The following is a 24,585-nucleotide window of genomic DNA, read 5'->3' as shown; positions in this document are numbered from 1 at the left end:
ACTTTGGATTTCTGATAAATCAAAACCATTTTTTACAAGTGTTGCTCTTGCCTCTTTTCCTACTCCATTTAATTCTATTATGTTTTCACTTGTATACTTAAATAATTTTCTTAATTGGTCAACATTCTCATTTTCAAATAAATATCCGTTTAGATTATGTATTAATAAATCAGTATTACCTCCAACTTCACTTGCAATTATTATTTTTTCAGTTGCCATTGCTTCAAGTAAGGAATTAGAAATCCCTTCATATCTTGAAGGTAAAATAAAAATATCTATTTCATTGAGCAATTTTAAAACATCATCTACTTTCCCTAGATGTTCAATTGAGGAATCCGTATTCTTTAAAAGATGTGTTTCTCTTCCGTTACCTGCAATGAGAAGTTTATTTTTAGACAAAAATTCTTTACTCATACTTTCCCATGTATTAAGTAAAACATCTATCCCTTTAATCATTTCTAACCTTCCAATAAAAGCGAATTTATTTATTTTTTCATTCTCTAAAATATTATTTTTTATTGGTGCAAACTTATCCAAATCTATTCCATTTGGAAGAAATATAATCTTTGATTCAGGAACCTTAACTTTCAATAAATCTTTTTCAATCAATTTACTTATAGCAATAAATTTTGAAATATTCTTTTTCATAAAATTGACTTTTAATTTGCCCAAAATTCCCGAATGACTTATTCTAATAATTTCACAACCATCTTTATTCCCACCACCAGCAATTTTTGCAATTGATGGGATTTTAAATAGACGAGAAGCAACAGCAGCAGTCAAACCCGGTGCACTTAGAGCGTGAGCATGAATGATATCTATATCATTTTTATTCTCGCGAATGAATTTAAGAGTTTTGATTAAAAATATAACCGGTGCTAATTTAGGATTTTTTGAAACCTTAATTCTATTAACATTTACCCCATTTATCTTTTCTTCTTTTCTTAATCCTTCATGCCATCTTGTTAAAACGGTAACTCTAATTCCACTATCTACTAACTTCTCACTTAATCTTAGTGCTTGTCTTTCCGCCCCACCTATCAAAGGATGAAAACTAGAAATTAACATGACTATATGCATCTCATTCCCCCCAAAATAAATTGGTTAAATATTCCCTTTTTGAAGTTTCTAGAACTTCGGGGAATATTGTCCGATTCTTTTCGCTCTTTTGTATATACTCCTCTAAAGACATTATTACTTTAGCAGGGCTACCTACAGCAACACAATTGTCTGGTATATCTTTTGTAACAATAGATCCCGCTCCTACAACACAATTATTTCCAATTTTTACATTTGGCATTATAATTGAATTAATGCCAATAAAACAATTACTACCTATTTCAATTCTTCCATACTTCTTTATGTGATTATATTGAGGCTCTCTTCTAAAGACCCAAGTCCCTCCATCATGATTTACAAATTTAACTCCACTAGTAATAGTACATCTATCTCCTATTTTTATTAAATAAGGTTCACTCCCAAAATTAGGAACCCCTAATATTCGACAATCACTTCCCAATTTTAATCCTTTTTTTATAGACTTGTTCAATAAATATTTTAACATTATTTTTCTTATCACAGTGCACCTCATCCTTAACTAACATTTTTAAATCTCGGTATTTCAATATTCGTAATATATAAAGCAAGAAAAAAATAGTACACACTAATATTAATTATGTTGTGAGTAAAAAATCCATTTAACAAGATAAAAAACAAGAATACTGTTAAATATAAAATTATTTTATTTTTCATACCTTGTTTAATCTCTTTGAAACTAAGATATATCAAAATAGAAACAACAACAGGAAATATTAAATAAATCATAATGCCTGCTTCAGAAAGAATATGAATATAAAAATTATGAGAAGATAAACCTAGTATATTCTCATTAGTATTGCCAATACCTACCCCAAACAGAGAAGAAAATCCCAACTCAATTCATTTATTTAATGCGTCAATACGATCATCAATTTTCATATTTTTTATAAAAATCACCTTGTTCTTTTTTATAGTTCTGATAGAAGTGTTTTACTAAGAAACTTTTCTTTTCACCATAATTTAATTTTTTGGTATGAAAGGCATTACGTAATACTTTTTCTTCATAATCAGCCGTTTTCCTTATTAATCTCGCTGGTACACCCGCAACAATAGAATTCGCTTCAATATTCTTGGTAACTATTGAACCAGCAGCAACTACAGAGTTTTCACCTATCTTTACATTCGGCATAATTATAGAGTTAATACCTATAAAACAATTATCACCAATTTCTATAGGACCAAAAACATCAATATCTGGATACTTTTCACGAAGGATCCATACACCACCATCATGAGTAACGAATTGAACGTTAGCTCCCACAGTTACATGATTACCAATCGTTATTAAGTAAGGTTCTGAACCAAACTTTGCATTTTCAATTCTACAATCCTCCCCAATTTTCACACCTAAAGTTTTCAATTGTTTTTCTCTTAATTTATAAACTTTTTGAGCATATTTCTTTCTGTTGATTTTTTTTAACAATACTAGATATATTTTCATTAACATTATCTTTTCACCCTTAATAATTTAAGATCGATACCAAGTTTTTTATGGAATGATATATAAATAATAAAAATCATTCCTAAACCAAATAATATGTTCAACCTATCACTAAAATTAATAAAAATTGAATTTTTTAAAGAGTATATACTCACCAGTGAAATTAGTAACATTAAGGAATATTTAAAGGTAATTACTAAGATTAATTTTACATTTTCAATTACATTAAATTTATTTAAATAATATAACAACACAAAACAATTTATAATCACACTTATTGTTGTCGCTATTGCAATACCAATATGATAAAAATAATAACTTAGTATGAAATTGAAAACTAAATTAATAATTAGAGATAAAATTGAAACCAATAATGGAAGCTTAGTATTTTTTGCAGCATAGCATACCTTTGTAAGTACTTCTTTGATTACAATGAAAAATAGGCCCGCTGAATATGCCATTAAAGCCTGAGATGTCATTTCTACACCTCTTTCAGTAAAAGCTCCTCTAAAATACAATAATCTTACTATTTCTTCACTATATACAAACATCATAATAAAAATTGGAGAAATAAGGAAAAGTAAGTATTTTATTTGTTCTGTTATAAAAAAGTTGAATTTTTCTTTATTTTTTACATAGTAAATTGACAAATTAGTAAAAAGTATGTTGGTAACTACTAAAACTATTATATTCAAAGGTAAATTTTTCAAAACATTTGAATAATGTAAAGCAGTGATACTTCCTTGATTTAAAAATGATGCTACAAACTTGTCCGATAAAACAGTTAGCTGAGAAACCATACTACCAAATAAAATATATTGAGAATTTTTTATGAATTGCTTTATTTTATGGTAATTAAATAAGTTTTTTTCATTTTTAACTTTGTATCTTTTTATTCTTTTATGTAATCTTAATTGACCATACAATGCCTGGATAAAAGCACCAAATAGTAAACCAAAAATTACAGAATTAATTCCCATATGTTTATAGAATAAAAAAATAAAAGTTACAATAACCATGTTATTAAACAAATTTCCGTACTCAACTGTTTGAAATATATTCATAGACTGTAAAAAACCCGTAGAGATAAAAAAGACACCATATAAAAATATTATAAAAGACAAATATTTTAGAAATATTAATGCATAGGTTAGAGTTTCCCCACTTAATCCTGGAGTAATAATTTTTATAAAAATTCCAGGGAAAAAGAAAACTAATAAACTAGTCACAAACATAACAAGAATTAAAAATCGTCTAATTTCTTTGTATTCTCTAATTACAGTTATTGGATCTTGCAAAAAATTCGCAGAAAACATTGGGGCGAATGTAGTCCTAATTGTGGTGTTAAATATTGAGAATAAGAGGGTACAGATTGAAATTGCAACAAATATTGCATCGGTTTTTTCATTGAAACCAACATAATTTGTAATGAGAATATCTCTGAAGAATCCTAAACCTTTACTACCTAATGATAATATTAAAACCACAATTAATGTTATTTTTAATTTAGCCATCCTTAGTTCCTTTTGTGTATATTTTTCCAAAAATAAAAAAGTATACCACTATTTTTCTATATTTAACGCATTCCTTTTTAGTTACTTATCTTGTTAATATATTTTCAATTGCTCTCAAATACTCATCTATAATTTTAACCCTGTTAAACTCGACTTCAATTTTCTTTCGGGATTTTTCCCCCATTTCTTCTTTTTCTTTTGAATCAAGCCCCAAAAATTGAATGAGTTTATATTCTAATGAAGAAACTGACTTAACTTCAAATAAATACCCATTATAACCATCTTCCACAATTTCCTTACAACCTGAAATATTGGAAGCTATTAGTGGTTTACCCATAGCTGCTGATTCTAGCAACACATTAGACATTCCTTCATGATAAGACGGATTAACTATACAATCAGCTTCTCTGATTTCATTTCTAACATCATTAGAAACACCTAAATAGTTTATTTTTTTATTGTTAGAAATAATATTTTTATAATTTTCTTCTTCAATAAGACCTAAAACCTGAAATTCTATATTAGGGTATTTTTCAGTTAGATTCCCCGCTGCTTCAAGATATTCATCAATACCTTTTTCCTTCATCACTCTTCCAATAAATAAGAACTTTATTTTATTATCATCACCTATTTTTTTTTGTGGTGTGAATCTTGTTATATTTACTCCTGAACCAGGGATTAAAATCGCCTTATCTGGATGAAATATTTTTTGAGAGATAAAAACCCGAAAATTTTCTTGGTTTTGAAAGAAAATCGTATTTACATCTTTACAGGCAAATTTATACAAATTAATAACTAGATGCTTTAATTTGGATGTGGTTAAAGACGTACCTACTCCAGTTATATTCATAATTACTGGTTTTTTAAGTTTTTTTGCCGCATATGCCCCATATATATTAGGTTTTATTGTATAAGTTAAAACAATATCCGGATTTATTTTTTTTATTAATTTATAGTATTTAGTAAATAAGATTAATTCATTTAGGGGATTCTTCCCTCGTCTTTGGTAATTAATAAACTCAATCTCTACACCCATATCTTTAAAATATTTTAATTTGAATTCAGCTCCACTCACAGGCACACAAAGTACTACTTTATAAGATTTATTTAACTCTTCTATTAGTTCTTTTCTTAATGAATAGACCCAATCAAGATGATTAGCTAAAATCAATACTTTTTTCATGACTTAACACCTTTTACTTTGTTTTGTTCCGAATTTTCAATGGAAGTTTTTAAATTTACAACAGAGTATGATAAGTTTTTATAATTGGATAAGCTCGGATCAATAATTAAACTACCAAAAACTTTATTCAATAAATTTATGCGATTTCCAATTAATTTTATACTGATACCGAGAATTACTGATAAATAGACTTTCTTTGAATTTTCTTGCGCAATTAGTTTTACCATAGTTGAAGGATTAATCAACTCTTTATTTTGTGGAAAAAATAAACCAGCCTCTTGCTTTTCTATTAATATTTTTATAAACTCCGATAAATTATCAATAAAAATCATACTTCTTAAATTATTCACTAATGGAAATACAGGTACTTTTATAGCCAGTTTTCTTAATCTTACATAATTACCTGGACATTTCGGACCATAGATCATTGGTGCCCTAATAATAGCGACCTTAAATTGTGAATCATTTAAATCATTTAACGCTATTTCGGCTTCAAGTTTACTCTTCCCATATAAAGAATTAGGAATACATGGAGTTGAATTATTAATTATTACCTTTTGATTCATTTTACCTTCTATTCCATAAACAGATAGCGTACTCATAAAGATAAATTGCTTGACTCCTGATTTTTTTGCTTTTTCCGCTAACTCAATTGTTAATTCTTTATTAACCTTGTAATATATATTTTCGGAATCAGGCTTTTCTTTCTTATGTACAATTGCTGCTACATGAAAAATCACATCATAAGTAGATAAATCAATACTTCTCCAATTTTCATTCCTTAAACTTACAACGTCTATATTATATGGTTCATATGAATGCATTAACCAATCTTTTAAACGCAAGCCAACATAACTTTTTTCACCAGTGATTAATATATTCATAGTAACCCCCTCAACTCTAGATTAATAGACTTAAATCCTTTTATTATTGGTTGCTCCTTCTTTGACTCCCTCACTTTTAAGAACCGAGAAAACTGTTTTAATGAATACTTCTAAATCGAAAAGAATCCCCATTCTTTTAACATATTCACCATCTAGTCTTGCTTTAATTTTTATAGGCAATTCATCTCTGCCATTTATTTGTGCCCAACCTGTTAGACCCGGGAATATATAGTTTGCTCCATATTTATCCCTTTCTTCAATTAAATCATATTGATTCCACAATGCAGGGCGTGGACCAACAAAACTCATATCCCCTTTTAGAATATTTATTAGCTGTGGTAATTCATCTAAACTTGTTTTTCTAAGGAATTTCCCGATACTTGTAATAAAGGTAGATGGATCCTGCAATAAATGTGTTGGCATATCTTTTGGAGCTTCAATTCTCATGGTTCTAAACTTCAATATATAAAATACACGCTTATGTCTTCCAATACGTTTTTGCTTAAAAAGAACTGGGCCATCTGAACTTAATTTAATCATGATTGCTATTATTAAAAAAAATGGCCACAATACAAATATTGCAAAAAAAGCTAATAAAAAATCAAATCCACGTTTAACTTTAGGGTATACTTTCATCTAATCACCTTTTCACAAACATTAGTTTGCACAGATTTTTTCCACTAGAAGTTTAATTTAAGATAGGTATTTTAATATACTCATTTTTGTTTGCAATTTTCAAAACACAATCTCTTATCTCTTCCACTGTTAAATCATCCCAGTTTTCTAACAACTTCTCAACCAACTCGAAATTACGAACTATGGCGTTTCCAATAAAAATCATTGGAAATACAGCCTCATTATGAATCTCGTCTTCATTCAATAATTCCTCAAACAGCTTCTCCCCTGGTCGAATACCAGAAAATTCAATTCCAATTTCATCTATAGAATAACCTGATAATTGAATAAGGTTTGTAGCTAAATCTACAATCTTGACCGGTTCACCCATATCTAGTACGAAAATCTCTCCACCTCGTGCAAGAGAACTAGCTTGAATAACCAACCTAGATGCCTCAGGTATAGTCATAAAATACCTCGTCATTTCGGGATGCGTAACAGTTACGGGTCCACCTGCCTGAATTTGTTTTTTAAATAAAGGAATTACACTCCCTCTGCTTCCTAAGACATTTCCAAAACGGACAGCCACAAATTTTGTTGTGCTGTTTTTAGCCATCTGTTGTATTACCATTTCAGCAATCCGCTTAGTTGACCCCATTACATTTGTTGGGTTAACTGCCTTATCAGATGAAATCATGACAAACGTTCCTACTCTAAACGTGTCTGCAGCTTCTGCAACATTCTTTGTACCAAAAACGTTATTCTTTACTGCTTCACGAGGATTATATTCCATTAGTGGGACATGTTTGTGTGCAGCCGCATGGTAAACTACATCAGGTCGGTAGGTTTCCATCACTTCAAAAATTCTATCTCGATCTTGAATATCTGCGATGATAGGGATGATTTCAATTTGATTGTCATATAACTTTTTCAGTTCCATGTCAATTTGATATATACTATTTTCTCCATGTCCTAATATTATAAGAGTTCCTGGAGAGAATCTGCATATTTGACGGCAAATCTCGGAACCAATAGATCCTCCCGCTCCAGTAACTAGGATGGTCTTACCAGTTACATATTCCGATATGCTATTAATATCTAATTCAACTGGTTCTCTTCCTAATAAATCTTCCACTTCTACTTCTTTAAACTGATTAACGGCTACTTTCCCTAACATAATATCTTCAAGCATCGGCATGATTTGTGTTTTTGCATTCGTTTTTACACATTCATCAAAGATAACTTTCAATTCTTTCTTACTTAATGAAGGAATCGCAATGACAATATTATCTATATGATATTTTTCAACCATTTCGGGAATATGTTTTGAGTTACCGACAACGGGTATTCCTAAGATGTCTAGCTTATCTTTTTTCGGATCGTCATCAATGAATGCTACTGGTTTAAGTTCCGTATCATGATTATTGAGGAGCTGACGTACAACCATGGTTCCAGCAGATCCCGCCCCGATTACCAATGTGTTTCTGGTTTCCTTTTGATTATTTATCAAACGGTCACGCAGCATTCTCCACGAAAAACGGGAACCGCCAATTAGGATAACATGCATCATCCACGTTAATGCCATGGCCCTTACATAAACATCTTGAAAAACCATTAACTGGATGGCAATAACAGTGATAACCGATAAGCTTACGGCTTTAACAATGGAAAGTAACTCTCCAATACTTGCATACTCCCAGGCCTTCTTATACAGTTTATAAATAGAAGCAAAAAAATGATGGCTGATTAATAGAGATACTGATGTGACTAAGAGCGTTGGTAATTTAAATATTTCTAAATAGGGATACAAGAATAAATAACTTACATAAATGGCCGATAATACTATTAATGAATCTAATAGGGCCAGAAGTGTTAATCGTTTTCGGTAGGCCAACCACATTTCCCCCTTTAATATAGTTTTGATTTACTCTCTATTATAAACAGTTTTAATGAATTGTATTCTATTTCACAATGTATTAATTAGTAATATAAGAATGATTTATCTTGTATATCTACTTTACATTTTTAAAATATTCTTATAACCTAAGGGTTATTTGTCGTTGAACAAGTCACTAATCTAATTGGAGGTAATTTACAAACCTATATTTTTCATCTTTACATGAAGACAAATTTTTTATTTTTTGTAAGCGTCCCCTAATTATCTACTTTCTAAAAGATTCCTAAAATTTTCTTTTTGAATGGCACTGGTTTTTCAACAACTGGGCTTTGGTCCTTTAATAGTTGTTCAGCGTTTTCTTTGAAATGAAATGTACGCTCTATCCCATATACTTTTGTAATTGTTTCATAGGCTTGTTGTAACGTAAACCCTCTAGAACCTATATTATGTGCATCTGTAGCAATAAAATGAGCCAGATTATGTTCGATTATCTTTTTTGAAAATGATTGTATACTTTTACCGAAGTTCCCGATGATACTGCCAGAGGTAATTTGTACTAACGCGCCCTCCTGGACTAATTCAAATAATAGTTTATGATTGGCTATCAATTCTTTATTTCTCTCCGGATGTACAATAATCGTTGTTATTCCTTTAAGCAGCAACTCATATATCACTTCTTGCGTGTATGTAGGAACCTTTCCCGACGGAAGCTCTACCAGTAAATACGTACCGTTATCATCCAGTGTTAGGATTTCTCCCTTTTCAAGTGAAGTAAATATGTCCCTGTGTATTCTTACTTCTTGTCCGGGATGAATGGTAAGTGGAATATTTTCTAATTGAAAACTCTCATTTAACCTCACTGTACGTTCTATTATGTCATTTTTTACATTTACATATTTCTCATTTAAGTGATGTGGCGTGGCAAATAAATGGGTGATTCCTGCTTCTACCGCTTTTCTTGCCATATTCAAGCTTTCCTTCATATTTGCAGACCCATCATCCAACCCTGGGAGAATGTGACAATGTATGTCGATCAAATTTCATACACTTCCTTTATAATACAAATAGGCAAAAAGGCCTTATTTTCAATAATAGGAATTAATACCCTGACTAATAGTAGCATATAAAACTTCCATTAAACAGGGTGTTATTTTGTCGAAAATTGTTTTATTTCATTAAGAATGATAGTAATAATAATTGCTGTTATCCGTTTCAACGCCATTCAAAACGACTCCAAGCAAGGGTGTATTAGCTTTCACTAAAAGCTCCTTTGCTTTCACTGCACTTTGTTTGTTTGTCTTGCCGCTCGCCACTACCATGATCACGCCATCACATTTATTGGCTACGATTTGGGAATCCGGTACTACCAGAACTGGCGGTGTATCAAAAATGATATAATCATACATTCCTTTTAGTTCATCAATCGCTTTTTCTATCGCTTTGGAATTCAATAATTCCGAAGGGTTAGGCGGTATTGGTCCACTTGTCAGAATTTCCAGATTAGGCACATTCGTTTTCATGATTGATTTTTCTACACTCATTTTCTTTGTTAGCACACTCGTAAGCCCCTCTATATTACTAAGGCTAAAAGCATAATGAACGGATGGTTTCCTTAAGTCAGCATCCACTAGCACAACCTTTTTCTCTTCCTGTGCCAAAACGATGGCGAGGTTTGCTGCTGTCGTCGATTTCCCATCATTTGGTTCCGAAGAAGTTACCACTATGGTTTGTATTTCTTTATCAACTGAGGAAAATTGAATGTTCGTTCTAATTAATCGATATTGTTCAGTAATAGGTGACTTAGGATTAGTCTGTGCAATCAAGTTCACCTGTTTTTTTTCTTTACTTCTCAAAAATCCCGCTTCCTTTCATATTGCATCTTATCCGGATTATCCTTTTTTATGTACCTGTGTAATCTTTTGAATCGTTCCAAGGATGGGTAATTCTAGAAGTCTCTCAATATCATCCTCGTCCTTAATCGTATTATCCATATACTCTAGGAGGAATGCTAAGCCGACTCCTGCCATCAATCCGACCACTACCGCAATAGCCATATTTAATACTGGATTAGGTTTTACAGGCGAAGGATTTTCCTTAATTTCTGCCTTTGCAAGAACACTAACATTATCGACGTTCATGATATCCTTGATTTCCTTTTGAAAAGTTTCAGAAACCGTGTTTGCTATTACGACTGCTTGAGATGGATTACTATCTTGTACAGTTAAAGAGAAGACCTGGGAATTTTCTTGACTGTTAATCGTGATTTTTTGACTAAGTTGATCTACGCTTTGGTTCAGTTCAAGATCATCAATTACCTTCTCCAAAATCGCTGGACTTTTTATGATCACACTGTATGTATTGATCATATCGATATTAGACCTTATTTGTGTCGAGTCCAATTGGTTCTCTGATTGTTTTTGATTAACCAGGATCTGTGTTGAAGATTGGTATACGGGTGTTAATAAGAAATAAGAAATTGAGCCACTAATCAAAGCAGCAATTAATGTTAGCAGTATGATTAGCTTCCAACGTTTCTTTAATGTTTTAAAAATATCTTTAATACTAATAGTTTCTTCCATTTCATCCTCCTGATATGTTAAAAATGACCTATTGCATTATACCATAATATTACCTATTATTATGTATTTTCAAGGAAATTTACATGAAACTTACAATGAAAGAATACTTTTCAAATACCAAAGTAATTTTACAAAAAAGAAAATGGTAATACAAAGGAAATAATTTCTAATTTTATAATTGTTGCATTAATAACATATATATAACCATTTCCCAGAATATTTGTGACTTAAATTTCAATAAATCTAAGTATACACTAAATCCCAATCTTTCTTATATGCATTATCATATTCACAATATTTTCTTGAAAGCAACCTATCTAAATGCCTACCAAAACAGAAAAATCCGTTTATATATATAATAATGTCAAGTATTTTAGTGCCTAGTTATCATTAAAAATGAAAGGAAAATGTGTACACTGAAAGTAATAGTTTAAATTAGTATATTATTTTCATATTAATGGTTAGGTGTGGTCTATATGATAGGTTACCGAGTTAAGTCGCTTAGGGAAGAAAGGAAAATGTCAATAAGTGAACTCTCCGCAAAATCCGGCGTTGCCAAATCCTATATAAGCTCACTGGAAAGAAACCTTCAAACAAACCCTACTATTTTAGTTTTGGAAAAAATCGCTAGAATCCTTTGTATTAAAGTGGATGCTCTGTTGTTGAATGAACAAGCAGACAAGGTCATGGATGAAGAGTGGCTTGAAATTATGCAGGATGTTATGGGATCAGGAATATCGAAAGAGGAAATGCGAGAATTTATTCAAGATAGAAAGTGATGTCTTTAAGGATTGAGAAACTTTGATAACGCTTTCTTTTAGAAGAAGCCAAAAAAAAGGGGAAAAGTGGTTATAGCCATTTTTCCCCTTTTACTACTTCTTCAACTTAATATATTCCTGCAAAACTTCGAACCATATGTAATGCCCTTGGTCATTGGGATGGATGTTATCATTAGTCAGGATATCAGCCAATCTCATATTCTTTTTACTTAGTTTCTTTTCTATCTCTTCTTTGCTATTCAAATAAGACCATTTATTCGTTTTGATTACCTGCTCGGAAGCTTTAATATATTCTAAATAATTCAACCCTAAACTATTCTCTGTTTTACCATTTGCGACTGGGTTTGGTGAAGTGATAAGAATTTTTGCATTCGGCAGCTCATTTTGTAACTTTGTTATGATGCTTTCCAAATCTTTTCCGTCTGTTCTAAAGCTAAGTGTTTGCTAGAAAATCCAGCATCATATCAAGATCCTTGTAAGAAATATTTAAGTTTATTTTAATTTCATGAGAAAGCTGACTGATTCAACTTGTCGGCTTTCTCTTAAGGATTACATTGTAAAGTAATTGCCTTAAATGCCACATATAAAAGGAAATCGTTTATATTTATAATTATCACAAGAAAACCTAGCCGAGAGCTGTGTTCAATATGTTAGGTGAAAATGAGGGAATTTCTTTAAAGGACTTTTGTTTGGTACATCTTATACGACGTGCCGCCTTTTGCGTTGGTTACTTTTCGGGCCCACCGTCGTCCGTCACTTCGCATACAATGCGTTCTGTTCCGCAATGGAACGGTAAGCCTGCGCCATAATGATGTCGATCCCTTTCTCCTTACATACTTCGATTTGTTTCTCCGTGACTTCGCGAACAATCGGGTGCAATCCGTCTAAATTTGCCATTTTAACATTCCCCTTTCGAATTGTACGTGCTATACTTACTTCAAGGTCGGCGCCCTAATTTGATTCGTGTCCAGCGAAGAGCTACGGCATGCCGACGTCCTATTGAAAAAGGATCGTAACCAATAGCCCAGCGATGGTTAAAATCGCCAGCACTATTAGCCCGGTCGCACATATTGTCAACTTCTTCATCCCATCGATAACCTTCTCCAATTCGGCCGTTTTGACCAGCGCCAAATCCGCCTTTGCCTCCGCACGTTCCGCAGTTTTCTTCGAATCCATTACGAAATCCATTTTCGTGTTCATTACGCCGACATCTACGCGCATTTGATTATAATTTCGTACAGTTCACGAGTTGTAGGTTCCGCCATATGCCACACCTCCCTTCGATGAATTTAAGACAACGCCAAAAAGCCGCTCCGTGTTAGTGGGTAGCTCTTTCTTCCTATTGAAAGTTTGATTTACAATATTTATTTTTGACGATACAATAGTACAAAAACACTAAAAATAGAGAGTGGTATCGTTATATGATTAAAAGAAAACTTTTTTTAAGTTCATCAATTATTTTAATAGTTTCAGCTTTTCTTTTATTAGGTTATTCATTAATAAGTTCAATTGGGTCAGAGGAACTTATCTCATTTTTTCTAATCCTTATTTTATTGTGCGGTTTTTTGTTCTTTTTCTCCTTAGAAAAAGAACAACCTGTACCGAAAACAATTTTATTTTTAATCTTTTTTGGGTTTATACTCAGGTCTTACTATGCATATACTTTATACACGTCTATGTTTTCCCCTTTTCCAGACAGCTTTAGATACATTTCAAATTTAAAAGACCTTGTAACTGTTGGTAACTTGGATTTTTATACGATGGAATCAGTAACAGGAACTTCTCAATTTTTTTATTATTATTTGTTGTATTTTGCGAAATACATTTTCGAAACAAATTTTTCGCTTTACTTAGTTAATATTTTTCTTTTTAGTTTGTCTGCATTACTTTTTTACAGGATTATTTACAGTGAATTCGGCAAAAGAATTTCATATGTTTCGACAATATTAGTTATCCTAAGCGCTAATTTTTTATTGTTTACTAGTAACATTCTAAAGGATAGCCTAGTCTTATTCTTAATGATTTTGATTTTCCATATCTATAAATTCGGAAACAAAAAACACATATTATTAATTACTTTATTAATTGGGTGTTTAATACTTACGAGAATTTATGCTGGGTTCTCTGTACTAGCAGCAATTAGTTTTGATGTAATATTTAACAGAATTCATTTCAAGAATGTATTAAATAAAGTTATATCAACTTTATTTTTGATTGCAGTTGTAGTAATTGTGTTCAATTTTACTTTCTTGTCAAATTACCTCACTCTCAGCCAAGAATTTTTATCAAACCAATCTTTACTCGGATCTATATTAACTATCCCGTACGGATTAATTAATATGTTTTTTGCGCCATTTCCTTGGGGAGTATTCTCTGGTGAAAAAACAACCTATAGTTACGTTCAAATTGATTCTGGATTTGCTTTATTATTCAGTTTTACATTACTGATGTTTGCTTATAAATTCATTAAATTCAAATCATTAAGAAAAAAAATGTATTTATATTTAATTCCTATAATAATTCATGCTTTAGCATTGGGTATTGCCTATGAAGGAGGATCCACTCGCCAAAGAATTGGTGTTTACTGTTTTATAATACTAATATTTGTTGTCGGTCTTTTTTATAAACCAAATAAGAACAAGTAACATAGAACCCGAGAACTTATTCTCGGGTTTATTCTTATACTTTAAACGATATTCCCCATAACATCCCGCCATTGAGCACTGTCGTACCAAATTTGCTTGTTGATCGTATCAATAAAAACCTGACCTTTGAACGGTGCACTAGGACGAGCAGTTCCATTTTCTATTCCTACGTTCCTTAATGCTCCGGTTACTCCATCATACATGAAATATTTCCCGTTGTTATAAAAATACAATTTTGTTCCACTTTTAACTCTCCTGTTATTGTTATCCAAAAACGACATCACTAAAGTTCGCATCTTTTAAATATATATTCCCGATAACAATCAGTGCATATTGCAATGGCTGGTAATTGTATGTTTTTGTTTGTATAAAAGAGACCGCTTCACCGTTGAGGTATTTTTCCGTAAATGAGAGGTTGATTTTCTTGCATGACATTTAAACGTCATTTGAGTTATCAGAGTCAATGATAATATTATTCGCTCTAATTTTTGAAGTTGATGATATTAATAGCTGTGTTATATAAGAAAAAATACTGCCATGTTACGGTACCGTCTGTAGCAGTTCCACTAGTATGAGAAGGTGCAACGGTTCCACCTACTGTGACCTTATATGTGTTCTGCCCAACCATTACATAGTCGCCAACATTATAGACAGTTGAAGCTACCCATGCTGGTCTTTTTACTTGGTTTTCTATATAAAGGTTGTTTTTGAAACTATTCCTTGTTTTAAAGTTACTAAAATATATATAAGTTGTGGGTTTAGTTTCGGACGTAAGGTAAACGTATGCCCCTGAGTATACCGCTATGGATTTCTTTTATTGGATGGATAAATTTCTCATTAATAGTTTATTTTAGAGCCCTAGGGCTCTTTTTATTTTGTTGTAGTCAATATTACTTAGATTTATAGTGATCTCTTAATTTTTATAGATTGTTCTTTATAACTTCAGTAAAATGAGAATGATAATTACTATCAATTAAGGAGAATGACTGTTATGGGTGTACCTTTGTTAAAAGCAGAGCTTCCGGTTGTAAATAAAATCTGGTCACGAGATTTTATTATGATTTTCTTGGCTAACTTTTTTGTTTTTTTATCCTTTCAGATGACTTCCCCTACCCTTCCGCTTTTTGTAAAAAAGCTTGGCGGAAATGAACGGTATATAGGGCTAGTTGCTGGCATGTTTTTATTTTCTGCCCTGATTGTCCGCCCTTTTGCTGGACAGTCCTTGGAAACAAAAGGCAGACGTTTTGTTTTCCTGTTCGGGCTAGCTCTTTTGGCTGTAGCGATTGGTTCGTTTGGATTTATGATGAGTATTTTCCTTCTATGCGCCATAAGGATTGTACAAGGGATTGGCTGGGGATATGCGACTACGGCATCAGGTACGATTGCCTCCGATCTTATCCCAGCAAAGCGTCGGGGTGAGGGAATGGGATACTTCACTTTATCGGGTAATTTGGCGATGGCTTTTGGTCCTTCATTCGGGCTTTTCTTAGCGGATGTTTTAACCTTTCAACATTTGTTTTTATTTTGCGGAGTATTAAGCCTGGCAGCTTGGATCATGGCTTCAACAATTACGTATAAAAAAGTAGATCATGCTTCGGCCCCAGCTAAAACTAATAGGATTGACATGTATGAAAAAAGCGCTGTTGCTCCGTCCGTTCTTGTTTTTTTCATTACGGTAACTTTTGGCGGGACAGCTACCTTCTTACCACTTTATACAATCGAAAAAGGTCTGACTGGTATTCAAGGATACTTTTTTCTTTACGCTTTAGCGCTTATTTTCACACGTATGTTTGCTGGAAAGATCTATGATCAAAAAGGACATCAAGCTGTCTTTATTCCATCCACTCTTTTTATCGTAGCGGCGATGCTGTTGCTAGCCTGGATGCCAAGTAATATGATTCTGTATTTGGCAGCTATTTTTTATGGCATTGGATTCGGTGCTGTCCAACCGGCTCTTCAAGCCTGGTCTCTTGAACACGCTGCCCGAAACCGAAAAGGCATGGCCAATGCCACTTTCTATTCCTTCTTTGACCTTGGAATCGGTTTCGGTGCCATCCTCTTCGGACAAATCGGCTATCTGTTTGGGTATATAAGCATTTACATAATGGCAGCAGTCTCTGTGGGGATTTCAATAGTGGCTTACCTATGGATTTTGAGAGAAATGAAGTAATTACACATTAAAGGACATCTTTGTGGATGTTCTTTTTTCCTGAAAACAGAAGTGATTTTGTAACAGTTTATTGCATTTGCATCAGCACTTTTTTAACCCCATGTAAACTATGTTATGGTTTTATTTGTTTTAAGTAATGTTATTGTATCCCCTGTTTCCTTCTCTCATTTTCGTTGTATGATAGAAAAAAAGGAGTTTTGGGAATGATTATTCTGCAGTATATTGGAAAGGCTTTTTCATTCATGCATAAGGATATACCGGAAACTCATGTTAAATGCCATGTTTGTGCAGGTACAGGTGCTTACGATATTTATACAGATTGTCTCACCTGTAATGCAAAGGGATTAATTAGTAAAGTTGAGTATAATAGGAGGCTTGAAGAGGGTGAGATTTAAAGAATTTCATGAGGTCGATATATGTAAACCAGAAGCAATATTGGCTATTGCTTCTTTTTTTTGTCCAAAAACGGCAACGTTTCCCCCTCAGCTTAAAAGGGAATTATTAACAAATGGCATATAAAGCTAATAAGTGGGCGTAGCACAATAATAGAAGAGTGATTATTGAAAAGCGCTTAAGCCTACCACATATCAGATTAGCTCCTTATAGATTTTGTTAATTTAACAAATGATAAATCAAAGGAGTGATAAATTTGAAAGTGGAAGGTGTATATACTTATTTATGTAAAAATTGTTCAACACTGTTTGGCGTAGTATCTCGTTTTTCTGTTATGGAAGATAAAGTTGATACACTGACATGTCCCAAGTGTTCTAAGAAAGTAGCAGTATGCATTGGAGAAGGGCATATAAATTACGTAAATCATGAAAGAAGGGAGGAAATAATAACGAACGAAACGGTTGAGATATCACAACTACCAGAATTATTAACTGTGGAGCATTTGGCAGATTATTTGAATGTTAGTGAACGAACTGCTGATGAATACATGGGAAATCCCGATTTTCCTTTAATTCGTTTAAAAAGGTCCAAGAGGGTTTTTAGGGATGACTTTTTAGATTGGTTAAAATCAAAGAAAGAATGAAACAAGAAGGAGTCGTTTGGAAATTTTATGGCTACTAGAAATTTTAATATAAGCAAAGGTGCTACATAATGGCAGCACCTTATTTATATTTCTATTGAAAAGAAAATAGCTATTTCGATAAGATCTGATTTATTGAATTTCTGTGGTCTGCGAAGCTATCCAGCAAGACTAAAGGTCCTTAACTTGTGACAAATGCCTTCCGCTTATTCCTGCACCATCTGCTTCATAAAATCATTTTTCCTCCACTACTTATCTTGTTTATACAATTTGCTATCGCTTCTTTTTTGTCCAAAAACAGTACCGTTTGCCCCTCATCTTAAAAGGGTATTTTAATGACCAGGGGGGATACATATGACAGCAATTACTCATGTTGGATTGGCTGTACCTGATTTGGATGCGGCGATTAAGTGGTATGAGCAGGTGTTGGGATTCAAATTATTGGCGGGTCCCTATTCGTTTGATGCGAGTGATGAGAATGAACATAATATGACGAATGATCTTCTTGGTGATGAAGTTAAAAAGATGCGTAATGCTCACATGATGGCGGACAATGGAGTGGGGATTGAGCTTTTTGAGTTTGATGAGCCGAGAATGCCTAAAGGTGAAAGTCGCGGTTATGAGGGCTTTTTTCATATTTGCTTAGTATCGGATGATATTGAAAAGCTGGCTGATGATATTGCTGCTTCTGGCGGAAGAAGGCGAAGCGATATATGGAATACCTGGGAGAACAAGCCCTATTATTTAATCTATTGTGAGGATCCTTTCGGCAATATCATTGAGCTTTACAGCAGAAGCACGGAATTGATGTATGGAAATAAAGATTGATATAAGATCAGCCCCCAATTTATTATTGGGGGCTGTTCTTGTTTTTCTATTACTTTTTAACCGTTACTTTTCTTGATTCGCTTACGTTTTTCGCTTTGTCTTTGGCATAGGTATAAAGGTTCTGCCCGGCTTTTTGCTTAGGAATTCTTACCGAGAATGTGCCTTTAGTCGTTGCTGTGGCAGAGCCGATCACTTTTTTTGATGCTTTGATGGATACTGTGGAGTTGGCCTCTGCTTTGCCGGTTACTATTGTCGTTTTTGTCGTTACTGTGTTGACCGTCGGTTTACTTGGTGCTGTTTTGTCTGCAACGGTCACGGTTTTGATCGAGCTTATATTTCCTGCTTTATCGGTTGCTGTAACGGATAGGACTTTTCCGGCTTTTTGTTTTTTTGACATCGTTACGGTGAAATTCCCTGCGCTGTTCGAATTTGCTTTGCCTAGAACCGTACTGCCAGTTTTGACAGTGACGGAAGAGCTCGCTTCCGCTTTGCCGGTTACTTTTACGGTATTGTCACCTACCGTATTTACCGACGGTCTTGCAGGAGCCGTTTTATCTGCCACTTTAAATGAAACGGGTATACTTTTATTTCCCGATTTATCGATGACCCTAGTAGAGATGGTCGTTCCGGCTGTTTGTTTTGCGATAGTCGCTGTAAACGTTTTTTCGCCGTTGATCTTCACTGTGGCGAGTTGTTTATTACCGGTATAAATGGAGACGGTCCCCGTTTTGAAATCGGTAGGGATTTTCCCATTGATCTTGGTGTCCTTATCGGATATTGCTGTCACGGCCGGTTTGGTCAGCGTCTTCATTTCCAGTGCTTTTTTGGCATTGACCCGCCCGTTTCCATAGTAGATGTCTTTCCCTTTTACACCTAGGTCCACGGCTGAATCATAGAGGCGGTATTCGACCTCCTTTGTGTTGAGTTTGGGCTCATGGGACCAAATCAGGGCCGCTACACCCGCCACCATCGGCGTGGCCATCGATGTTCCGCTCATCCAGCCGTATTTACCATAAGGCAGGGTCGAAAGGATATCATCTCCAGGGGCCGCAATATCGACTGTTGAATGGTAGTTTGAATAACTGGGACGCTTGTCACTTGAGTTAGTGGCAGCAACGGAAATGACATGGCTGAATGCGGCTGGGTACACACGCTGTACACTTTTCCCCATATCCCCTTCATTCCCGGCAGCCGCGACGATCAGGACGCCTTTTTTATAGGCTTCCTGGACAGCCTTGTTCAAGGCCTCCGAATAACTGGTGTCTCCTAAACTCATATTGATGATGTTTGCCTTTTGCTGAACGGCATAATGTATCGCTTCAATGATATCGGCGGTATCGGCATACTCCCCATCAAAGACATTGATCGGCATTAGTTTAACGTTCGGGGCAACACCCGTTCCGCCTATGCCATTGTTCGCTGAACCGGCAATGATGCCTGCGATATGCGTTCCATGCGCCCCTTTTGGGACGATATACTTCCGATTGCGTATCGTATCATAGGCATTGACGATCCTCCCTTTTAAATCTTCGTGGTTGCGATCGATTCCGTCGTCAATGATGGCCACGATCAATTCCTTCGAGCCCATTGATTTTGTCCACGCAGCACTCGTACCAAGCCTTTTATGATGCCATTGGTCTATGTAAGCTGGATCGTTAGGACTTTCCATCTTCTTGAAAAGATAGTTTGGTTCTGCATATTCCACATTCTTCTGTTCTTCAAGTTCCTCGATCAGGTTGTCGGTTGTTTCCCCTTTAGGAACCTCCACCTTTTCTATCAACTCGTTGATCGGCTCATCGTTTTCCTCTTTATACTTGACGATGACGCCATCAGATTGCGGCGTTTCTTCTGCAGAAGCAAAATCTGGCTGGTAGATTGGCAGAATCATAAACAATAATAATACCGGCAATATGCCCTGAATAAATTTGTGCATGCAATCACTCCAAAAAATATGATTAAGAATAGCTAACGATGAGGTTTGATCATGAACCAATTCTACTATTATTCCTAACTAGATTGTATACCGTCTGATTTGGATTTACTAACCTTTTTATCTAGTTAAATTAACTTATTTGCATAACAAAAAAACCGCTATAAAGCGGCTTCAGTTTGTCGACAAAATGGGGTCTACCTAAATCTTAAAACAAAGCGGTTGACTGTAGGTAATAATTTTACTGTAAAATTTGCACTTTGATTTCCACTCCAGGCACTCGCTTTTCCCGCAGGAGTCTCGTGCCTTCCGTTCCAATCAACTTCGTTTGAAAAATTCAGACAGAAGCCCTTTTGTCTATAAAGGCAGTTCCGATTGGTCTAATCCTAAACTATGATTTTAAAACAAGACTAAATTATTCTTCATGTTTTTTTACTGTAATCCTTAATAGATGGAAGAAATTTGCGACACTCCTGCCGAATTAACTGGCTAGCCGAGACACCGCAGCCGCTAGGCGAGGAGGCTTGGCAGGCAGTCGGCGGAAAGGGAGCGGATTTCTGAAATCAACTGGTACTTTTTTCAATAAAAAACTGCAGGTAAACTCGCTTTTCCTCGAGTTCATCTGCAGTTTGTAACCGCTATAAAGCGGTTTAATGTCCTCCTAAATAGGCATTCTTGATTTCTTCGCTTGCGGTCAGTTCCTCTGATTTGCCTGATAGGACAATTCGGCCGGTTTCGACAACATAGGCTCTGTCCGCGATGGATAGTGCTAAGTTGGCATTTTGTTCGACCAGCAGAATCGTTGTACCCGTTTTGTTGATTTCTTCGATGATATTAAAGATTTGCTTCACCAATAATGGCGCAAGTCCCATGGATGGCTCGTCCAATAACAGAAGCCGGGGCTTGGCCATGAGTGCCCTGCCCATTGCGAGCATTTGCTGTTCCCCGCCGGAAAGTGTTCCGGATTGCTGTTTCAGGCGCTCTAGCAAACGCGGGAATAATTCATAGACTTTCTCCATATCCTGCTTGATACCTGCCTTATCCTTACGTAAATAAGCACCAAGCTGAAGGTTTTCTTCGACGGTCATGTTAGCAAATACCCGCCGGCCTTCAGGGACATGGGAAATGCCCATTTTCACGATGGATTGTGCTGCCTTTCCACCGATGGATTGCCCTTCGTATACGATCTTCCCTTGTTTTGGTTTTAATAGGCCGGAAATGCTTTTCAGCAGCGTGCTTTTCCCGGCTCCGTTCGCCCCGATCAGGGTTACGATTTCGCCTTCGTTAATAGAAAGCGAGATTCCTTTCAAGGCTTGAATGTTTCCGTAATAGACGTTGATGTCCTCGATTTTTAACATTATGAAACCTCCTCGCCCAGATAGGCCTCGATGACTTTTGGATTGTTACGGATTTCCTCTGGCTTTCCTTGAGCGATCAGTTGTCCGTGATCGAGTACATATATGCGTTCGCAAACACCCATGACGAGCGGCATATCATGTTCTATCAATAATACGGTCAAATCAAATTTCTCACGGATGAGGGCAATCAGGTTCATGAGCTCATGCGTTTCCTGAGGGTTCATCCCCGCAGCTGGTTCATCCAGCAAAAGCAGTTTCGGGTTGGCTGCAAGTGCACGGGCGATTTCCAAACGTCTTTGTTTACCATATGGCAGGTTCTTCGCCTTTTCATCCTTATATTGATCGAGGTTGAAAATCTTCAGGAACTCAATCGCCTTTTCATCCATTTCCTTTTCGCCTTTAAAATGGATCGGCATGCGGAAGATCGAACTTAAGATATTATGTTTCGAAAGCGAATGATAGGCAACTTTTACATTATCGATCACGGATAGCTCACTGAATAAGCGAATGTTCTGGAATGTCCGGCTGATACCTTTTTGCGTGATTTTATATGGAGGCAGTTTTCTTAAGTTCTCACCTTCCAAAGAAATCGTGCCCTCCGTCGGGACGTAAACTCCTGTCAGCAAGTTAAAGAAAGTCGTTTTTCCAGCGCCGTTCGGCCCGATCAAGCCAATCAGTTCTCCTGGATATAACTCGACGTTAACATCAGAAACGGCTTTAAGCCCACCGAACTGGATGCCGACCGAATCGACTTTAAGCAGCGGTGTTTTTATTTTTTTCATGGCTGCTTCCTCCTTTACGTTTGAACATGGATGTTATTTCTTTTGTCCCCATTAAGCCTTGTGGGCGATAGAGCATCATCACGATTAGCACAAGGCTGTAGATGATCATTCGTGTTTCCGGATAATCCTGCAGGAAAGTCGTGACAACCGTCAATAATATCGCGGCCAATACGGCACCGGAAAGACTTCCAAGACCTCCAAGCACGACTAGGATCAAAATATCAAATGATTTCAGGAATCCGAAGTTCGATGGCTGGATGATATAGAAGTTATGAGCGTAAAGCCCTCCAGCAATACCGGCAAAAAAAGCACCGATCGCAAATGCGACAACTTTATAATACGTCGTGTTGATTCCCATCGAATCGGCAGCCGTTTCGTCCTCGCGGATCGATATGCAGGCCCTGCCGTGGGTCGAGCTAGTAAAGTTTCGGATGACGATGATTGTTACGATAACCGAAGCGAATACCCACGGCCAAGTGGTCAAATGGGAAACCTGCATGCCGCTCGCCCCGCCGACATAATCGATATTCAACAGCATGATCCGGACGATTTCACCAAAACCAAGGGTTGCAATCGCCAGGTAGTCACCTTTTAAGCGTAAGCTTGGAATTCCGATGATCAAGCCTGCCAGCGCCGACGCCAAACCGCCGACTATCAATGCCGCATAAAATGGCATTTCCAGCTTCATCGTCATAACGGCTGAAGCATAGGCACCGACTGCCAGGAATCCGGCATGTCCGATGGAGAACTGCCCGGTTATCCCGATGATCAAGTGCAGGCTCGCTGCCAGAATGATATTGATCCCGATGAACATGAGCGTATTTTGATAAAAAGGATTTAGCGATCCGCCGCCGATTAACACTTGAACTGCGGCGAAAAAGATCAATGATAGTGAAATCGAGAGCCAAAAACCTTTTGCTCGCTTAATTGTAGTCATTGCTTTGTCTCCCCTATACTTTTTCTTTTTTGTTTTTACCGAATAAGCCTTGTGGCATGAAAATCAAGATAAGAATCAGTACGACGAAGGCTACAGCATCACGCCATAATGAGTAACCGGCGGCACTGACCAAAGCTTCGATGACACCTAGCAATAGGCCACCGACCATCGCGCCAGGAATAATCCCGATCCCTCCAAGAACGGCGGCAACGAATGCCTTCAATCCCGGAAGCACGCCCATTAGCGGCTCGATCTTGATATAGTAAATACCGAAAATGACGCCCGCTGCCCCAGCCAATGCGGAACCGATTGCAAAGGTGGCAGAAATCGTGTTATCGACATTTATCCCCATCAGTTTGGCTGCATCCGCGTCAAAGGAAACGGCACGCATCGCTTTTCCTATTTTTGATTTATGAACGATGATTTGAAGGATGATCATTAGAACTACAGCCACTCCAAAAATCAATACCGATTGGCTATTGATGGAAACTCCAAAAATATTGAACTTGTCTGCCGGCAATACATCATTCGGATAAGCTTCCGGCTGTGCACCGCGGACGTAGATGAATCCGTATTCGATCAAAAGGGAAACACCGATGGCAGTGATAAGTGCCGCAATACGTGTTGCGTTACGCAATGGCTTGTACGCGATACGCTCGATCAATACACCAAACAGCGCACAGACCGTCATCGAGATTAATAGGGCGGGCACGAATGACAGATCCAGGACCGTTATCGAGTAAAAACCAACGAATGAGCCGACCATGAATACATCGCCATGTGCGAAGTTTATCAATTTAACAATCCCGTAAACCATCGTATATCCGAGAGCGATAAGGGCATAAATACTTCCTAATGAAACCCCGTTTATTAACTGTTGTATCAATTCCATGTTCGACTCTCCTTGAAAAT

26 protein-coding genes are annotated in these 24,585 nt (G+C 35.7%); 6 read left to right on the top strand and 20 right to left on the bottom strand.

The genetic code is table 11. The features are described from left to right. The 11 genes from LQ188_RS11270 to LQ188_RS11220 form a co-directional block, all read right to left on the bottom strand. Nucleotides 1-1,080: glycosyltransferase family 4 protein (locus LQ188_RS11270; RefSeq protein WP_230176835.1), on the bottom strand; the 1,080-nt coding region annotated here is incomplete at its 3' end. A gap of 1 nt (nucleotide 1,081) precedes the next feature. Further along, nucleotides 1,082-1,579 carry an acyltransferase gene (locus tag LQ188_RS11265; RefSeq protein ID WP_230176834.1) on the bottom strand — a complete coding sequence of 166 codons (498 nt, stop codon included), beginning with the start codon at nucleotides 1,577-1,579 and terminating at the stop codon, nucleotides 1,082-1,084. Between the two features lie 387 nt (nucleotides 1,580-1,966). Then, nucleotides 1,967-2,545 (bottom strand): acyltransferase, encoded by a 579-nt coding sequence (locus tag LQ188_RS11260; protein ID WP_230176833.1) that lies wholly within the window; start codon nucleotides 2,543-2,545, stop codon nucleotides 1,967-1,969. Continuing rightward, entirely contained in the window at nucleotides 2,545-4,053 is a 1,509-nt protein-coding gene (gene murJ / locus LQ188_RS11255; protein WP_230176832.1) for a murein biosynthesis integral membrane protein MurJ, read from the bottom strand. The genes LQ188_RS11260 and murJ overlap by 1 nt, the downstream gene beginning before the upstream one ends. 85 nt (nucleotides 4,054-4,138) lie before the next feature. Continuing rightward, nucleotides 4,139-5,236: a glycosyltransferase family 4 protein gene (locus LQ188_RS11250; RefSeq protein WP_230176831.1), complete on the bottom strand. Its 1,098-nt coding sequence runs from the start codon at nucleotides 5,234-5,236 to the stop codon at nucleotides 4,139-4,141. Beyond that, nucleotides 5,233-6,120: an NAD-dependent epimerase/dehydratase family protein gene (locus tag LQ188_RS11245; RefSeq protein WP_230176830.1), complete on the bottom strand. Its 888-nt coding sequence runs from the start codon at nucleotides 6,118-6,120 to the stop codon at nucleotides 5,233-5,235. The genes LQ188_RS11250 and LQ188_RS11245 overlap by 4 nt, the downstream gene beginning before the upstream one ends. A 30-nt stretch (nucleotides 6,121-6,150) precedes the next feature. Then, nucleotides 6,151-6,756: a sugar transferase gene (locus LQ188_RS11240; protein ID WP_230176829.1), complete on the bottom strand. Its 606-nt coding sequence runs from the start codon at nucleotides 6,754-6,756 to the stop codon at nucleotides 6,151-6,153. Between the two features lie 52 nt (nucleotides 6,757-6,808). Further along, nucleotides 6,809-8,629 carry a nucleoside-diphosphate sugar epimerase/dehydratase gene (locus LQ188_RS11235; protein ID WP_230176828.1) on the bottom strand — a complete coding sequence of 607 codons (1,821 nt, stop codon included), beginning with the start codon at nucleotides 8,627-8,629 and terminating at the stop codon, nucleotides 6,809-6,811. Between the two features lie 275 nt (nucleotides 8,630-8,904). After that, nucleotides 8,905-9,669, bottom strand: coding sequence for a CpsB/CapC family capsule biosynthesis tyrosine phosphatase (locus LQ188_RS11230; protein WP_290370114.1), 765 nt, complete (start codon nucleotides 9,667-9,669; stop codon nucleotides 8,905-8,907). Nucleotides 9,670-9,807: 138 nt separating this feature from the next. After that, complete coding sequence (locus LQ188_RS11225; protein WP_230176827.1) at nucleotides 9,808-10,485, bottom strand: CpsD/CapB family tyrosine-protein kinase; 678 nt, start codon at nucleotides 10,483-10,485, stop codon at nucleotides 9,808-9,810. A gap of 36 nt (nucleotides 10,486-10,521) precedes the next feature. Then, nucleotides 10,522-11,211, bottom strand: coding sequence for a Wzz/FepE/Etk N-terminal domain-containing protein (locus LQ188_RS11220; RefSeq protein ID WP_230176826.1), 690 nt, complete (start codon nucleotides 11,209-11,211; stop codon nucleotides 10,522-10,524). 476 nt (nucleotides 11,212-11,687) lie between these two features. Here LQ188_RS11220 and LQ188_RS11215 point away from each other — a divergent pair, with 476 nt between their 5' ends. Continuing rightward, nucleotides 11,688-11,990, top strand: coding sequence for a helix-turn-helix domain-containing protein (locus tag LQ188_RS11215; RefSeq protein ID WP_230176825.1), 303 nt, complete (start codon nucleotides 11,688-11,690; stop codon nucleotides 11,988-11,990). Nucleotides 11,991-12,083: 93 nt separating this feature from the next. On the opposite strand, the gene LQ188_RS11210 is transcribed toward LQ188_RS11215, so the two are convergent. The 3 genes from LQ188_RS11210 to LQ188_RS11200 all read right to left on the bottom strand — a co-directional run bounded on the left by LQ188_RS11210 (nucleotide 12,084) and on the right by LQ188_RS11200 (nucleotide 13,190). Continuing rightward, on the bottom strand, nucleotides 12,084-12,401 hold the full coding sequence (locus LQ188_RS11210) for an SGNH/GDSL hydrolase family protein (protein WP_230176824.1): 318 nt from the start codon (nucleotides 12,399-12,401) through the stop codon (nucleotides 12,084-12,086). Between the two features lie 342 nt (nucleotides 12,402-12,743). Next, nucleotides 12,744-12,887: a D-alanyl-D-alanine carboxypeptidase family protein gene (locus LQ188_RS11205; RefSeq protein WP_230176823.1), complete on the bottom strand. Its 144-nt coding sequence runs from the start codon at nucleotides 12,885-12,887 to the stop codon at nucleotides 12,744-12,746. A gap of 99 nt (nucleotides 12,888-12,986) precedes the next feature. Continuing rightward, the gene (locus tag LQ188_RS11200; protein WP_230176822.1) at nucleotides 12,987-13,190 is read right to left on the bottom strand and encodes a hypothetical protein; all 204 of its coding nucleotides are present in this window, start codon (nucleotides 13,188-13,190) and stop codon (nucleotides 12,987-12,989) included. 221 nt (nucleotides 13,191-13,411) lie between these two features. On the opposite strand from LQ188_RS11200, the gene LQ188_RS11195 reads away from it, so the two are divergent. Next, a complete protein-coding gene (locus tag LQ188_RS11195) occupies nucleotides 13,412-14,635 on the top strand; it encodes a glycosyltransferase family 39 protein (protein ID WP_230176821.1) in 1,224 nt (407 codons plus the stop codon). A 41-nt stretch (nucleotides 14,636-14,676) separates the two neighbouring features. Here LQ188_RS11195 and LQ188_RS11190 read toward each other — a convergent pair whose 3' ends face one another. Then, nucleotides 14,677-14,868, bottom strand: coding sequence for a hypothetical protein (locus LQ188_RS11190; RefSeq protein WP_230176820.1), 192 nt, complete (start codon nucleotides 14,866-14,868; stop codon nucleotides 14,677-14,679). A 758-nt stretch (nucleotides 14,869-15,626) separates the two neighbouring features. Here LQ188_RS11190 and LQ188_RS11185 point away from each other — a divergent pair. The 4 genes from LQ188_RS11185 to LQ188_RS11170 all read left to right on the top strand — a co-directional run bounded on the left by LQ188_RS11185 (nucleotide 15,627) and on the right by LQ188_RS11170 (nucleotide 18,666). Continuing rightward, nucleotides 15,627-16,805, top strand: coding sequence for an MFS transporter (locus LQ188_RS11185; protein WP_230176819.1), 1,179 nt, complete (start codon nucleotides 15,627-15,629; stop codon nucleotides 16,803-16,805). 203 nt (nucleotides 16,806-17,008) lie between these two features. Continuing rightward, nucleotides 17,009-17,200 (top strand): hypothetical protein, encoded by a 192-nt coding sequence (locus LQ188_RS11180; protein ID WP_034308728.1) that lies wholly within the window; start codon nucleotides 17,009-17,011, stop codon nucleotides 17,198-17,200. A 260-nt stretch (nucleotides 17,201-17,460) separates the two neighbouring features. Beyond that, nucleotides 17,461-17,841: a helix-turn-helix domain-containing protein gene (locus LQ188_RS11175; protein WP_230176861.1), complete on the top strand. Its 381-nt coding sequence runs from the start codon at nucleotides 17,461-17,463 to the stop codon at nucleotides 17,839-17,841. Between the two features lie 351 nt (nucleotides 17,842-18,192). Further along, nucleotides 18,193-18,666, top strand: coding sequence for a VOC family protein (locus tag LQ188_RS11170; RefSeq protein WP_230176818.1), 474 nt, complete (start codon nucleotides 18,193-18,195; stop codon nucleotides 18,664-18,666). Between the two features lie 49 nt (nucleotides 18,667-18,715). Here the strand turns inward: LQ188_RS11170 and LQ188_RS11165 are convergent, their stop codons facing one another. From LQ188_RS11165 to LQ188_RS11145, 5 genes are all read right to left on the bottom strand, one after another. After that, nucleotides 18,716-20,599, bottom strand: coding sequence for a S8 family serine peptidase (locus LQ188_RS11165; protein ID WP_230176817.1), 1,884 nt, complete (start codon nucleotides 20,597-20,599; stop codon nucleotides 18,716-18,718). Between the two features lie 647 nt (nucleotides 20,600-21,246). Further along, nucleotides 21,247-21,954, bottom strand: coding sequence for an ABC transporter ATP-binding protein (locus LQ188_RS11160; protein WP_101222746.1), 708 nt, complete (start codon nucleotides 21,952-21,954; stop codon nucleotides 21,247-21,249). Next, complete coding sequence (locus LQ188_RS11155) at nucleotides 21,954-22,736, bottom strand: ABC transporter ATP-binding protein (protein WP_101222747.1); 783 nt, start codon at nucleotides 22,734-22,736, stop codon at nucleotides 21,954-21,956. Before LQ188_RS11155 ends, LQ188_RS11160 begins: the two co-directional genes overlap by 1 nt. Further along, the gene (locus tag LQ188_RS11150; RefSeq protein WP_101222748.1) at nucleotides 22,708-23,673 is read right to left on the bottom strand and encodes a branched-chain amino acid ABC transporter permease; all 966 of its coding nucleotides are present in this window, start codon (nucleotides 23,671-23,673) and stop codon (nucleotides 22,708-22,710) included. Before LQ188_RS11150 ends, LQ188_RS11155 begins: the two co-directional genes overlap by 29 nt. A 13-nt stretch (nucleotides 23,674-23,686) precedes the next feature. After that, nucleotides 23,687-24,565, bottom strand: a complete 879-nt coding sequence (locus tag LQ188_RS11145) for a branched-chain amino acid ABC transporter permease (protein ID WP_101222749.1) — start codon at nucleotides 24,563-24,565, stop codon at nucleotides 23,687-23,689. Nucleotides 24,566-24,585: the final 20 nt, after the last annotated feature.

Origin of the sequence: Peribacillus sp. Bi134 (assembly GCF_918698065.1) — a bacterium.
Taxonomy (GTDB): Bacteria; Bacillota; Bacilli; order Bacillales; family DSM-1321; genus Peribacillus.
This window is presented reverse-complemented; position numbering and strand designations above follow the sequence as displayed.

What these genes read in the sequence shown, in the direction of transcription:
- LQ188_RS11150 (WP_101222748.1), bottom strand. Translation starts at nt 23,673, where the DNA reads ATGACTACAATTAAGCGAGCAAAAGGTTTTTGGCTCTCGATTTCACTA.
- LQ188_RS11165 (WP_230176817.1), bottom strand. Translation starts at nt 20,599, where the DNA reads ATGCACAAATTTATTCAGGGCATATTGCCGGTATTATTATTGTTTATG.
- LQ188_RS11145 (WP_101222749.1), bottom strand. Translation starts at nt 24,565, where the DNA reads ATGGAATTGATACAACAGTTAATAAACGGGGTTTCATTAGGAAGTATT.
- LQ188_RS11240 (WP_230176829.1), bottom strand. Translation starts at nt 6,756, where the DNA reads ATGAAAGTATACCCTAAAGTTAAACGTGGATTTGATTTTTTATTAGCT.
- LQ188_RS11205 (WP_230176823.1), bottom strand. Translation starts at nt 12,887, where the DNA reads ATGGCAAATTTAGACGGATTGCACCCGATTGTTCGCGAAGTCACGGAG.
- LQ188_RS11195 (WP_230176821.1), top strand. Translation starts at nt 13,412, where the DNA reads ATGATTAAAAGAAAACTTTTTTTAAGTTCATCAATTATTTTAATAGTT.
- LQ188_RS11185 (WP_230176819.1), top strand. Translation starts at nt 15,627, where the DNA reads ATGGGTGTACCTTTGTTAAAAGCAGAGCTTCCGGTTGTAAATAAAATC.
- LQ188_RS11170 (WP_230176818.1), top strand. Translation starts at nt 18,193, where the DNA reads ATGACAGCAATTACTCATGTTGGATTGGCTGTACCTGATTTGGATGCG.
- LQ188_RS11215 (WP_230176825.1), top strand. Translation starts at nt 11,688, where the DNA reads ATGATAGGTTACCGAGTTAAGTCGCTTAGGGAAGAAAGGAAAATGTCA.
- LQ188_RS11155 (WP_101222747.1), bottom strand. Translation starts at nt 22,736, where the DNA reads ATGAAAAAAATAAAAACACCGCTGCTTAAAGTCGATTCGGTCGGCATC.
- LQ188_RS11160 (WP_101222746.1), bottom strand. Translation starts at nt 21,954, where the DNA reads ATGTTAAAAATCGAGGACATCAACGTCTATTACGGAAACATTCAAGCC.
- LQ188_RS11220 (WP_230176826.1), bottom strand. Translation starts at nt 11,211, where the DNA reads ATGGAAGAAACTATTAGTATTAAAGATATTTTTAAAACATTAAAGAAA.
- LQ188_RS11260 (WP_230176833.1), bottom strand. Translation starts at nt 2,545, where the DNA reads ATGTTAATGAAAATATATCTAGTATTGTTAAAAAAAATCAACAGAAAG.
- murJ (WP_230176832.1), bottom strand. Translation starts at nt 4,053, where the DNA reads ATGGCTAAATTAAAAATAACATTAATTGTGGTTTTAATATTATCATTA.
- LQ188_RS11200 (WP_230176822.1), bottom strand. Translation starts at nt 13,190, where the DNA reads ATGAACACGAAAATGGATTTCGTAATGGATTCGAAGAAAACTGCGGAA.
- LQ188_RS11250 (WP_230176831.1), bottom strand. Translation starts at nt 5,236, where the DNA reads ATGAAAAAAGTATTGATTTTAGCTAATCATCTTGATTGGGTCTATTCA.
- LQ188_RS11245 (WP_230176830.1), bottom strand. Translation starts at nt 6,120, where the DNA reads ATGAATATATTAATCACTGGTGAAAAAAGTTATGTTGGCTTGCGTTTA.
- LQ188_RS11180 (WP_034308728.1), top strand. Translation starts at nt 17,009, where the DNA reads ATGATTATTCTGCAGTATATTGGAAAGGCTTTTTCATTCATGCATAAG.